Source organism: Paenibacillus sp. MDV22-iso6 (assembly GCF_058408365.1).
In genome coordinates, this window is sequence record NZ_JBZVDZ010000004.1 from 610,930 (window position 1) to 623,588 (window position 12,659).

Annotated in this window: 9 protein-coding genes; 2 read left to right on the forward strand and 7 right to left on the reverse strand. The window is 48.4% G+C overall.

Annotated features, from left to right (window positions below):
• Positions 1–23 precede the first annotated feature (23 nt).
• Both AC4PM4_RS14785 and AC4PM4_RS14790 read right to left on the reverse strand, forming a co-directional pair.
• Positions 24–1,331 (reverse strand): replication-associated recombination protein A, encoded by a 1,308-nt coding sequence (locus AC4PM4_RS14785; RefSeq protein WP_072734760.1) that lies wholly within the window; start codon positions 1,329–1,331, stop codon positions 24–26.
• A gap of 53 nt (positions 1,332–1,384) precedes the next feature.
• Positions 1,385–2,263 (reverse strand): LysR family transcriptional regulator, encoded by an 879-nt coding sequence (locus AC4PM4_RS14790; RefSeq protein ID WP_491613938.1) that lies wholly within the window; start codon positions 2,261–2,263, stop codon positions 1,385–1,387.
• Between the two features lie 164 nt (positions 2,264–2,427).
• On the opposite strand from AC4PM4_RS14790, the gene AC4PM4_RS14795 reads away from it, so the two are divergent.
• Both AC4PM4_RS14795 and AC4PM4_RS14800 read left to right on the forward strand, forming a co-directional pair.
• A complete protein-coding gene (locus tag AC4PM4_RS14795) occupies positions 2,428–3,168 on the forward strand; it encodes an SDR family NAD(P)-dependent oxidoreductase (RefSeq protein ID WP_400346409.1) in 741 nt (246 codons plus the stop codon).
• Positions 3,169–3,202: 34 nt separating this feature from the next.
• Positions 3,203–4,105 carry a DMT family transporter gene (locus tag AC4PM4_RS14800; protein WP_491613939.1) on the forward strand — a complete coding sequence of 301 codons (903 nt, stop codon included), beginning with the start codon at positions 3,203–3,205 and terminating at the stop codon, positions 4,103–4,105.
• A 135-nt stretch (positions 4,106–4,240) separates the two neighbouring features.
• Here the strand turns inward: AC4PM4_RS14800 and AC4PM4_RS14805 are convergent, their stop codons facing one another.
• The 5 genes from AC4PM4_RS14805 to aspS form a co-directional block, all read right to left on the reverse strand.
• Positions 4,241–6,427 carry a HelD family protein gene (locus AC4PM4_RS14805; RefSeq protein WP_491613940.1) on the reverse strand — a complete coding sequence of 729 codons (2,187 nt, stop codon included), beginning with the start codon at positions 6,425–6,427 and terminating at the stop codon, positions 4,241–4,243.
• 177 nt (positions 6,428–6,604) lie between these two features.
• Positions 6,605–8,398: an ABC transporter ATP-binding protein gene (locus AC4PM4_RS14810; protein WP_491613941.1), complete on the reverse strand. Its 1,794-nt coding sequence runs from the start codon at positions 8,396–8,398 to the stop codon at positions 6,605–6,607.
• 69 nt (positions 8,399–8,467) lie between these two features.
• Positions 8,468–9,766 (reverse strand): NCS2 family permease, encoded by a 1,299-nt coding sequence (locus AC4PM4_RS14815; RefSeq protein ID WP_063567718.1) that lies wholly within the window; start codon positions 9,764–9,766, stop codon positions 8,468–8,470.
• 194 nt (positions 9,767–9,960) lie between these two features.
• Entirely contained in the window at positions 9,961–10,719 is a 759-nt protein-coding gene (locus AC4PM4_RS14820) for a tRNA threonylcarbamoyladenosine dehydratase (protein ID WP_063567717.1), read from the reverse strand.
• A gap of 18 nt (positions 10,720–10,737) precedes the next feature.
• Positions 10,738–12,516 carry an aspartate--tRNA ligase gene (aspS, locus tag AC4PM4_RS14825; RefSeq protein ID WP_063567716.1) on the reverse strand — a complete coding sequence of 593 codons (1,779 nt, stop codon included), beginning with the start codon at positions 12,514–12,516 and terminating at the stop codon, positions 10,738–10,740.
• Positions 12,517–12,659 lie beyond the last annotated feature (143 nt).

Below are 12,659 nucleotides of genomic sequence, written 5' to 3' on the forward strand. Positions count from 1 at the left end.
AAGCATCTCCCGGGTCATGGATCTTACAGCTCTCTGCGCCGCTGCTGGTTTAGACGAATCTTCGATTCATTGCCTTGTTCCGTTGCTTCATAGAAAATACGGCGTGAGAGCTGTTTCGGTAAATATTCCTGCTTCACATAATGGCCCGGATAATTGTGCGGGTATTGGTAGCCTTCATGTCCCAGCTTCACTGCACCGGAATAATGGGTATCCCTCAGATGAAGAGGGACTTCAGCCGATTTCACCTCATCAATGGCATTCATCGCTTTCGAGATCGCAGTGTACACCGCATTGGACTTCGGACTTTCAACAGCAAACAGGATTGCTTGGGCAATGTTCAGCTTGGCTTCAGGCCAGCCATTATTGCGATAAGCATCCAGCGCCCCAATGGCCTGGGTCATCGCTTGCGGATTCGCAAGTCCAATATCTTCACTGCTCGCTGCAATCAGACGACGTATAAACGTCATCGGGTCCATGCCCAGCTTCTCTACCGCATACAAAAACCAGAACAGTGCTGCATCACTGGAACCCCGGATACTTTTATGAAATGCCGACAATACATCATATTGTGTCGATTCATCTGCCTTCACAATCGGACGACGAATAGATTCTTCAGCTACATCAAGCGTAATGTGAATCGAGCCGTCCTTCTCTGGCGGTGTAGTCAGTGCAGCAAGCTCCAAGGCGTTCAGCGCACGCCGAATATCGCCATTTGCCATCGTCGCAATATGTTCCAATGCCTCCTCGTCTGCCTGCAGATCCATGAATCCCAAACCTTTATCCACATCCGTCAGTGCCCGGCGCATCGCAATCAGGGAATGCTCTTTGTTCAAAGACTCCAGCTGAAACAGCGTGGAACGGCTCATCAAGGCCCCATTCACATAATGAAAGGGATTCTCTGTCGTTGCGCCGATAAAAATGATCGTGCCCTTCTCTACTGCAGGCAGCAGTGCATCCTGACGTGAACTATTAAAGCGGTGTACTTCGTCGAGGAACAAAATGGTTTTTGTTCCGTACAACTGCTTGTTCGTTTGCGCCTGCTCGATGACTTCACGTACATCTTTGACAGAAGCATCCACCGCATTCAGACGGACAAACTGTCCTTGGGTATGCTGGGAAATAATATGTGCCAGTGTCGTCTTGCCACATCCCGGAGGACCATAAAGCAAGATAGACGAGATCTGATCCGCTTCGATAGCGCGCCGAAGCAATTTCCCCGGTCCAATAATGTGTTCTTGCCCAATATATTCATCAAGACGCTCTGGCCGCATGCGGTCAGCGAGCAGTCTTGCTTGAGGTTCTGAATCTTGCTGAAACGAAAATAAATCCATTGCTCATCACTTCCTTAACGGATTGCCTTTACTTGTTCCTTATTAAATTCTGATTAATCGCTATTCTCTATCATATCATACTCCCGCGGCAGCATACCCATAAATGCGCCAAGCGCACTGCTGACAAAAGCATCCTTGCGCGTAATAAAATGAGTCATCATCCGATTCATGCCTGCCGGGAGTGTGTGCTTGCGCAGTGATCCATTTTCGATCTGATGCCGAATGACGATTTCGGGTAACAGTGAAATTCCCATACCGGATGTAACCCCGCTAATAATCGCTTCAAGGGTTCCAAATTCCATAATGACCGGACGGGTTACACCGCTAGCCGATAACCATTCCTCCAAAATCTGACGATACGAACATCCCATGCTGTAGACCAGAATCGGTTTACTGGTGAGTTCTTCATCTTCTGGTCCCATACCAGAGGAGACAACGAATAGTTCTTCATCGAATACGGGAGTAGAAGCAATATCAGGGTGATCACATGAACAACCGATAAACGCCCCTTCCAATTCATACCCAATAACCTGATCCATAAGCACTTGAGAGTTACCTGTATTCAAAGATAAGGAGACAGCCGGATGCTGTTTATAATATTTCGCAAAAAGCTCAGGTAAACGTACTGCTGCGGCAGTCTGCGTGGAGCCTATGCGTAGTGGTCCAGAAGGTTCAATTGTAGAGCTCAACGCTTTACCAGCCTCATCGAGCAGGCATACAATTTTATCCGCATACGTCAGCAGCATCTCACCTGCTGGAGATAACGTCATCCCCCGATTATGACGGATAAACAGTAGTGTCCCTACTTCGGATTCCAGATGTCGTATCCTTGCTGTGACATTGGACTGCACGTAACCGAGGCGCTCCGCAGCTCGGGTTAGATTCCCTTCTTGTGCGACACATTGAAATATCCTTAAATCCCCACTTTCCACAGTAAACCTCCCCCAATAAAACGATATCCATTCTGACATCATTTAAAATGATATCTAATCCATTAACAATCATTATACAGTATAGCTGCTTCGAGCTACAATCGGGGTAATCAGAACACAGCAACTTACTACTCGCTGAGTTCACTTAAGGAGTGTTAATAATGATGAACTGGACGAACACTGTAGTTTTGGTAACCGGAGGTGGTACGGGTATAGGCCGAGATACCAGTATACTGCTCGCTAATCGTGGAGCAACCGTTGCCGTCAATTACTCCCGTTCCCAGGATGAGGCCGAAGAGACTGTACAACATATTCTGAATGCGGGAGGTCAAGCTTTTGCAGTTCAGGCTAATGTGGGTTCAGATGTCGAGGTTCGTCAAATGGTAGCCTTTATCATTAATAAAGTTGGCCCTGTGACCGCACTCGTAAATAACGCCAGCATTACGCATCATATCCCAATGAAGGATCTGGAATCCGTAACGGATGATATATGGAATGAACTATATGACGTTAATGTTAAAGGCATGTTTTACTGCGCACGAGCTGTAGCGAAAGGAATGCAGCAGGCAGGTCAAGGCGCAATCGTTAACCTAGGCAGCATAGCTGGCAGCACAGGATCTGGGTCCTCCCTTCCTTACGCAGTTTCCAAAGCAGCAGTACACGGTTTGACGAAGTCTTTGGCACACTCGCTATCCCCCGATATTCGGGTTAACGCTATCATTCCGGGTGCAGTCGCAACCCGATGGTGGGCAGGAAAGGAAGAACAAATGCATCGTCTGGGTGGTGAATTATTGTTGCAGCGAATAGCGGCAAGCGAAGACATTGCACATATGATATGCGCCGCGCTAGAGCAACCCTCCATGACCGGGCAACTGATTACAGTAGATAGCGGTCAGACGTTATGATTATGAGCATGGGAAGCGAAGTGGAGGAATCCTGATGAAGCCTTTAAAATATACGCTCCTGATCCTTGTTACAACTCTCATCATGGGAACCTCGTTTCCCGTAGGAAAAATCGGTATGATGTATGCTCCTCCCTTTTTGTTAATGGGACTTCGCTATATATTGGCAGGAGCATTACTAGCGTGGATCATCAGAAAACGTCCCATGCCTGTGGGGTGGAAACAGTGGATGCAAATCGCCGTAATCGGTCTGTTCCAGTCGGCGGGAGTAATGGGATGTGCCTACTACAGCATGAACTGGATTAGTTCGGGAGAATCCGCCATTATCACGTTTACGAATCCTTTGCTTGTCATCATCCTGAGTGCTGCTCTATATGGTGTGTCCTATCGTTTTAGCCAGTGGACCGGTGTGGTTCTCGGATTTGTCGGAGTGGCGTTAACCTTTGGATTCCATCTGAGTATGAGTCCTGGAACGTGGATTGGCTTTGGCGGCGCTGTCTCTTTTGCTGTATCTACGTTGCTCATTAAACGCTGGGGAGCTGCTCATGATACATTCGTACTTACCGCTTATCAAATGCTCGCTGGAGGCGCAGTACTGCTTCTACTGAGTGTGTTTACAGAGCAGCCTCATTTTATCGTAAATACAACATCCATCGTTGTCCTGGTATGGCTGACCATTTTCTGTTCCATCATTCAGTTCACCCTCTGGTTTTATTTGCTGCAAAACACAGATCCGGCCAAAACCAGTTCCTTTCTTTTTCTGGCACCGCTGTTTGGACTGCTGTCGAGCTTCGTCTTGTTGGAAGAGCATGTCGGCTGGATTGTGGGTGCAGGTGGGGTAATGATCTGTCTGGGGATTTTCCTGGTTAACCGACGTCCCGTCAGTCATAACTCAGCTTTGGATAAACCGGGTTTGACCCAACGTACACCTGCAAGTTAACTAGCAGAAGAATAACAGCGAAACTTTAGGTGAGCCACTCGATAATAATACTCATCTGAAAAGTACAAAAAAGAGCATGGTGCTTTAACAGCGCCATGCTCTTTCTATATTAATGCTATGTTCAACAACAAGGTTTCACTCTGCCTCGCTGTCAGGCCAACCCTGAATGGCAACAGACTCGCCTTCCAGATTGTGGGTTGCAGCAGCATAGTCTGGCAATGGGCCGTCGTGGAATAACCACAGTTCGTGCAATGCCCGTGTACAGCCAACGTACAACAGCTTCGCATCACCCGCATTGGGCAAATAGTGTTTCTCATCGCTATCCGCTACGATAACTGCATCAAACTCCAACCCTTTCGACAAATAGACAGGTAAAACGGAATGACCGCCTGTGTACTGTTTTTTGCCGCCGTCAATCAAGTTCAGATCCCAGCCTGCGGCCTGGAGTTCATGGTGAAGCTCCTTTGCCTCACGCAGGGTACGGGTCAGAATAGAGACTGTGCGATAGTCTTTGACCGTCAAGAGCTTCAGAGCCTGTTCGAGGCTTGCTGTGCGCCCTTCTACCCCATAGGACAATGTCCGTACAGGATCACCACTCCGGAATACAGGAATTGCCGTAATACCGCTTTTGACGCCCCGCTCCAGAATCGTATTGGCATAATCGATAATTTCCATTGTCGAGCGATAACTCCGGGTCAATGCAAAGTATGCATTCTGTTCCTCGGGAAACAGCGAACTCATCTCTTCCCACGCGTGAACACCACGGTACTCATGAATGCCTTGGGACAGATCCCCCAGTATGGTGAAAGAATGCCCTTTGACAAACTGATCCAATAGCGCCACATGAAAAGGAGAAAAGTCCTGCGCTTCATCAATGACGACATGATCGAATCGCTCGGAGCCTTCAATATCATGAACCAAGGTATGAATGTACACCAATGCAGGCAAATCCTCTTCACGGATGATATCCTGCTTCAGATCTGCAGCCGTTTGCTTCATCACCAATTTGGGAATAAGCCCGCTGAGCGAGGCAGGTACCGAACCGCCTTTAACAACCTTAAACAGCTGTTTGTACAGCGTAAGCGGTTCATATTGAGGCCATTTTTTGGCGTAGGCCTTCTCACGGGTTGCCGCTTTCTTCTTACGCTCTTTGCGAACAGCTTCCGGGGAAGGTTTCTTGAGTTCCATCTCAATCCAGCGGTGAATACGCGCCATAACTCGCTCTTTGCGTTTCGCCAGCGGATAATGTTTGTACTCATCCCCGAACCAGTTCTCAATCTCGGCTTTGCTGAGCACTGCACCATCCCATGGGCTGAAGTCCATATCAGGTACGGATTCCTCTTCCATCCCGGATAGCCACTCCCCAATCAGTTCCATGAAGCGGATCGAGCCTTTATAACGCCCAGGCACATCATCATTGAGTTCAGGACGTGCATCCGGCGTTTCAAACCAAGTGTTCAAAGTCTCCGACGTGTCTGCCAAAGGCAGGTCCAGCCCCAGCAGGTTCATCGCCCAATCCGGGAATGTACGCTGTTGGATGTCCCCTACACCGAGCTCCGGGAGTACATCGGATATGTAATCCAGGAACATGTGGTTGGGTGCGAAAATAACCATTTTCTCCGCTGATACCTGTTCCTTGTATTGATATAGCAAAAAGGCAAGCCGATGCAGTGCGACAGTTGTTTTACCCGAACCGGCCACACCCTGAATGATCAATGCGGTGTTTCTCGCCGCACGAATGATCTGATCCTGCTCCGCCTGAATGGTGGATACGATATCACGGAGCTTGTTGTCCTTGTTCTCTCCCAATCGATACACAAGGAATTCATCCGATACAGCTGGCTGGTCACTGTCCCGATTGTACGTATCCGCTACACGTTCCAATATACGCTGCCGAATAACAACGTTTCGTTTCAGATAAACCAGGCCCTCAATAAGTCCCTCTGGGGCTTCATACGTTGCGGAGGCTTCCCCTCCGGTAAATGAGTAAAACAGGCTTGCGACAGGAGCACGCCAATCGATGACGAGCGGATGCTCTCCCACCTCTTCGCGGTCTACGCCGATTTTGCCAATATACAGCGGTTTCCGTGCACCACTGCCCTGTTCTTCGAAATCCAAGCGTCCGAAATAGGGTTGCTGCGCGCTCTTGGACAAGGCGGTGCGGCGCTCTTCACGTCCGGCCTCCAGCACTTGCTCTGTGAAGTCGTGGCCGGTGTATACCGGGATATTCTGCAGCCGTTCCAGCTGACTGTCCACTTCCTTCATCGTTCGCTCTAACCTGTACTCTTCTTCTTGATAGGCACTTTGAAAGCTGTCTGACATGTTTCAGTTACCTCCTAAGAATATGTTTTGCTCTGCATAGTCAATCGCTGACGACACAAAAGGATACCCACTATATCATATTGATGTATAAAAAGCTACAGTAGCCTGGATAGCAAAATGAAAGAAACCGCTGTTCCTGTTCTGGAAAGAACAAAAGAACAACGGTCATTATTTAAATCATGCCGGCTCAGAATCCGGCTTCCCATCCTGTGCCACAAACTGTTTCTGTGCCAGTTCACGGTATACCGAATGGTTGCTAATTAGCTCCGCATGTGTTCCGGTTCCCGTAACATGTCCCTGTTCCAGAACAACAATCTGATCAGAATCGACAACGGTGGACAATCGATGTGCAATAACAACCGTCGTTCGTCCTTCCATCAGATTGGACAAGGCTTGCTGTACCTCATGTTCCGAGGTGCTGTCCAGACTGGACGTCGCTTCATCCAGCATCAGAATATCCGGGCTGCGCAGCAGTGCACGAGCAATAGCGATCCGTTGACGTTGACCACCGGAGAGCTTGATTCCGCGTTCTCCCACTTCTGTATCGTAGCCCTGAGGCAGTTTATCAATAAAAGCGGAGGAATAAGCCATTTCTGCCGCCTGTCTAATTTCGTCCATACTCGCCTCACGGCCCAGCCCGTATGTCATGTTTTCCTTAATTGTGCCTGCCATCAGAGGGCTCTCCTGTGATACATATCCAATCTTGCTTCGCCAGGAGGCTAATGAATAATCCGTTATAGCTTGTCCACCATACGATATACTGCCCGACCCCGGAAGATAGAACTGTTCCAACAGGGAGAACAGCGTTGATTTCCCACTGCCGCTTGGCCCAACAATGGCCGTCACTTTACGGGCCGGAACGGTCAGATTAATTCCATGCAGTACCTCTTCCCCTGTTACATAAGAGAAGTGCAGGTTGTTAAATGTAATTGTCTCATTGCCCTTAGGAGCTATTGCTGTGCTATGACGAGGTTCTTCTTCATGTGCCAGAATGGCCTGAATGCGTTCTGTCGCACCGACAACCTTTTGCAGACGTGAGTACAGTGTCGTAAATTGCCCCATCGGCATAATCACTTGGAACAACAACAGAATGAAGGCGACCAGTTCACCCGGAGACAGCAAGCCAGAAGCTACCCGCATGCCGCCAACACCCAGAATAACAACCAGTACAGCCGTCATGACAAACGTAAAGAGTGGACCAATCAACGCCAAAATCCGCGCTTCCTGGAGTCCAAAAGCAAACATCTTCCCAATACGGGAATCGCCTGCTTCCGCCTCCTGTTTCTCCGTACCATAAGCTTTCACCAAACGAATCTCGCCAATGACTTGGCTGAGCACCGAAGTAAGACCTGCCATTTCGTCCTGCTGCTTTTTGGAGATTTTGTACATTTTACGACCAACAGGCAGCAGGATGAGTAGCGTTAGCGGCACCAGACTCAGAATAATGAGTGACATGACCCAGTCCAGATAGAAAAGCAACGCTACCCCGCCCACAACCGCAACGATATTGGATACAAAAGAAACGAGATAATCCGCAATTAGCGTCATAATCTGACTTGTATCATTCGTGATTCGACTCATCGTATCACCCGTACGATTCCGGTCGAAATATGGCATCGGCAAGGATAACACCTTGTTCCACAGCTTCGTTCGCAATGTCGCAACCACCCGTTGACCTGCATAGTTCAACATATAAATGCTGATGCCTGAAGCGATGGCCTGAATAACAAATGCCCCCAGCAGCAGGAAAATAACGGACTTGTTCAGCGCAGACATCGTGAGCCCATCAATCAGGCCTTTGGTCATCAGCGGAACAATCAGTCCGGCTGTCGTCTGAATAAGTGTCAGGATCAACGCTATGATCAGAATAAGCTTCGGTGGATTTGTGGCAGCAATCAGCTTCACAAAATCCTTGAATCCCTTTTTTCCTATTTTCGATTCAGCTTGACCTGCCTGTTGTTGCTCTTCCATTTCCGTTCCCCCGTTCTCTCCTTGTTCACCAGAGATCATACGTACGAACTACATTACGTTTCCTGTCTTTTACAATATCCCATGCAGCACGAAATTGGCCAAAAACAGGATGGCAATGCCATACATGACTTTAGGCACCTGTTTGCCCTGACCCGCCGCCAGCTTCGCCACCGGATACGCAATGAATCCAAATGCCATACCGTCCACGATGCTATACGTAAATGGAATCATGACCATGATCAGAAAAGCCGGAAAAGCTTCCGTGAAATCACTGAAATCCATATCCTTCACACTTTGTACCATCAAGCCGCCAATAATGATCAAAATCGGTGCAATAGCACTGTCCGGAATATAACCCAACAGCGGAATAAAGAAGAACGTTGCACCAAACAGCACTGCGGTAACCAGTGGAGTCAAGCCCGTCCGCCCACCTGCTGCTATGCCCGCTGTTGTCTCCGCCGCAGCTACAGTAGGACTACTGCCAAAAATTCCAGCAAAAATATTGGAGATCGACAGCGCCCGCAAACTGCCTTTAAACCTCTGGGGGCGACCAATAAGATGGGTTTGGGCTGTAATCAGTCCGATGTTCTCAAATACAACGATCAGCAACAACAGAAATACTGCAATCCAGAACGATAGATCCAACAGATTTGCGAAGGAAAGCTGGGCAAACAAACCACCATATTGATGCAGTGCTTCTGTGGCAGACACCGGATCACCTGGTTTTACAGCGCCAAGCACATAAGCTAGTCCAGTTCCCGCCAAAATACTTATCAGAAGCCCGCCTTGTACATTGCGTATAAATAAAATCAAGGCGATCACAAGAGTAACACAGGCAGTGATCACTCCAGGATCATTAAAATGTCCGATCGCCACAAATGTGGTCTGGTGTGCGATGACGATTCCGCTTTTTTGCAAACCGATAAACGTCAGGAACAGGCCAATCCCCACCGTAATGCCATGCTGCAGGTTTTTCGGAATGGCCTCACTAATTATTTTATATAACGATGTAAAGGCTACGACCGCAAACAGCACACCGGTGACAGATACAACCGCCAAGGCTTCCTGCCAGCTCAATTTCATCGAATGTACGAGTGTGTAGGTGAAAAATGCATTGATACCCATGCCAGGTACAACGATAATCGGCGACTTACCCCCAAATGCCATCAGCAAACAACCTGCGATGGACGTCAGCAGTGTACCCACCATTGCCGCCTGTAGCGGCATTCCGGCATCGGCCAGAATTGTTGCATTGACCATTACGATATATACCACGGCAAAATAGGAAATGGCCCCCGCCACAATTTCCTTCTTCCACTGGTCTCCTGGCTCCAAGCCAAGTCGTCTGGTCATCCATCCTTGTTTCATTCGTTCCGTTCCCCTCTCTCTATGTAAGCCGAACAAATGTAGTTATCAGTTACCATCATTTCGCACAGCACCACATATCATACACGCTTTTGGGATTGAAGTACATCACGTAACCCTGACATTTGTTAAGGTTTTGCGCATGCAAAAAAAGCGCAGGTACCTTGTCGGCACCTACGCTTTTCCTTCACAACAGATTACTGCTGTTTATTCTCTACAATTTCGATCAGTTCCTTGACGACCACACTGACCATGATCAGTCCGGCTACCGGAGGAACAAAGGCGTTACTCGCTGGTGGCTGTTTGGCCTTGCGAATTTCCGGCGCATTCTCAGGAACGATTTTCTGTGTTACATCTTCGCGTGGTTTGAGCGGCTTTTCGGTTGAAAAGACCACTTTCACACCTTTTTTAATACCGTCTTTGCGAAGTGTCGTACGGACAACACGAGCAATCGGGTCCATGGTCGTTTTCGAAATGTCCGCAACCTGGAATTTCGTCGGGTCCATTTTGTTTGCCGCACCCATGCTGGAAATGACCGGAATCTTACGTTTCAGGCATTCCTTGATAAGGTGGATTTTGTAAATGATCGTGTCGGAAGCATCCAACACATAATCCAGCTCATACTTGAACAATTCCTCATACGTTTCTTCCGTGTAAAACATATTCAGTGCAATCGCGTCGCACTCTGGATTGATGAGCTTCACCCGTTCCACCATCAGGTCTGCTTTTTTCTGACCAACGGTCGTGGTCAAAGCATGAATCTGACGATTGATGTTGGTGATGTCTACCACGTCTTTATCAATCAGAATGATACGGCCAACACCACTGCGGGCAAGAGCTTCCACTGCAATACCGCCCACGCCGCCGATGCCGAGCACAGCTACTGTACTATTTTTCAGGGCGTTCAGACCTTCAGGTCCGATAGCCAGTTCTGTTCTTGAAAATTGATGGAGCATTGAGAATCGATGCCTCCTTTATTTCTTTTCCGCCACCGGTTTACGGGCTACGCGGATGTGAAGTTGTTCCAATTGGGAGTTATCCACTTCAGAAGGTGCATTCATGAGCAGATCCGTTGCACTTGCCGTTTTCGGGAAGGCAATCGTTTCACGCAGATTCGTGCGACCTGCCAGCAGCATCACCAGACGGTCGAGACCAAAAGCGATTCCGCCGTGTGGTGGCGTTCCATATTCAAATGCTTCGAGCAGATATCCGAATTTCTCGTTGGCCACTTCCGGAGAAAGTCCCAGAGCAGCGAACATTTTTTCTTGAACATCACGTTTGTAGATACGCATCGAACCGCCGCCCACTTCATAACCATTCAGAACAAGGTCATAGGCTTGAGCGCGAATTGCACCTGGATCTGTGTCAAAAAGATGCACATCTTCGTCTTTAGGACGTGTGAACGGATGGTGTTCTGCTACATAACGTTTGGCATCTTCATCGTACCCAAGCAATGGGAAGTCCACAACCCATGCAAATTTGAATTTGCTGTCATCAATCAGGCCCAGTTGACGACCGATTTTCAGACGAAGTGCGCCCAGTACATCTGCAACCACTTTTTTGGTGTCAGCAGAGAAGAGCAACAAGTCGCCTTCTTCAGCGCCAGTACGTTCTTTGACTGCTTCGATCTCTTCTGGCGTAAAGAACTTCACGATTGGCCCTTTGAACTCGCCATCTTTGACTTGAATCCATGCCAATCCTTTTGCACCGTAACGCGCTGCGAATGGTCCGAGGTCATCGATTTCTTTACGGCTCCATGTACCACAGCCTTTGGCGTTCAATACTTTCACTTCTCCACCTTTTTCAATGACAGAAGCAAATACTTTCACACCACTGTTCGCTACGATATCGTTCATTTCAACCAGTTCCATACCAAAGCGCAGATCCGGTTTGTCTGAACCGTATTTGCCCATAGCATCTGCATACGTAATCCGTTGGAAAGGCAGTTCCAGCTCAATACCTTTCGTTTCACGCAGCAATTTGGCCATCAGTTCTTCCATCATTGGCAGCAGGTCATCCTGTTGCAGGAAGGAAGTCTCGATGTCGACTTGGGTGAATTCCGGTTGACGGTCCGCACGCAAATCTTCATCACGGAAACAACGAGCGATCTGATAGTAACGCTCAAGTCCGCCGACCATCAGCAATTGTTTGTAAATTTGCGGTGATTGCGGCAGGGCGAAGAATTCACCTTCATGCACACGGCTTGGTACGAGATAATCACGTGCACCTTCCGGGGAGCTCTTGGTCAGGATTGGTGTTTCTACTTCAACGAATTCTTCTCCATCCAGATAATCACGGAACACTTTGGATGCTTTGGAACGCAATTTCAATGTTTCAAACATTTCCGGACGACGCAAGTCCAGGTAACGATATTTCAAACGAAGGGACTCGTCGACTTCCACACCATCTTCGATGAAGAATGGAGGAGTTTTTGCCGCGTTCAGTACTTCAATCTCGGTAATTTGCACTTCGATTTCGCCTGTAGGCAAGTTTTTGTTTACGGTCTCTTCGTCACGTTTAACCACTTTACCAGTTACTGCGATAACGTACTCGCTCCGCACTCTGTCAGCGATTTGCAATGCTTCGCCAGAGTAAGCCGGGTTGAAAACAACTTGTACAATTCCGCTGCGGTCACGCAGATCGATAAACAGTACGCCCCCCAGGTCACGGCGGGTCTGTACCCAGCCGTTCAATGTTACGGTCTCACCGATGTGTGCGGGTGTTAATGCGCCGCAATGATGACTTCTTTTCATAACCAAACTCCTCTTATGTGAATTTCCGTTCTGTATGGGCGGGCAGAGCCCGCTATTCAACAGTGCGGTTGCGTGAAGACGATTTTATTCAAATGGCATGTTATTACCTCTGGCTCTCCAACTTCCGATTAATCGGAAACATT

What these genes read in the sequence shown, in the direction of transcription:
- AC4PM4_RS14815 (WP_063567718.1), bottom strand. Translation starts at nt 9,766, where the DNA reads ATGAAACAAGGATGGATGACCAGACGACTTGGCTTGGAGCCAGGAGAC.
- AC4PM4_RS14810 (WP_491613941.1), bottom strand. Translation starts at nt 8,398, where the DNA reads ATGGAAGAGCAACAACAGGCAGGTCAAGCTGAATCGAAAATAGGAAAA.
- AC4PM4_RS14820 (WP_063567717.1), bottom strand. Translation starts at nt 10,719, where the DNA reads ATGCTCCATCAATTTTCAAGAACAGAACTGGCTATCGGACCTGAAGGT.
- AC4PM4_RS14800 (WP_491613939.1), top strand. Translation starts at nt 3,203, where the DNA reads ATGAAGCCTTTAAAATATACGCTCCTGATCCTTGTTACAACTCTCATC.
- AC4PM4_RS14795 (WP_400346409.1), top strand. Translation starts at nt 2,428, where the DNA reads ATGAACTGGACGAACACTGTAGTTTTGGTAACCGGAGGTGGTACGGGT.
- aspS (WP_063567716.1), bottom strand. Translation starts at nt 12,516, where the DNA reads ATGAAAAGAAGTCATCATTGCGGCGCATTAACACCCGCACACATCGGT.
- AC4PM4_RS14785 (WP_072734760.1), bottom strand. Translation starts at nt 1,331, where the DNA reads ATGGATTTATTTTCGTTTCAGCAAGATTCAGAACCTCAAGCAAGACTG.
- AC4PM4_RS14805 (WP_491613940.1), bottom strand. Translation starts at nt 6,427, where the DNA reads ATGTCAGACAGCTTTCAAAGTGCCTATCAAGAAGAAGAGTACAGGTTA.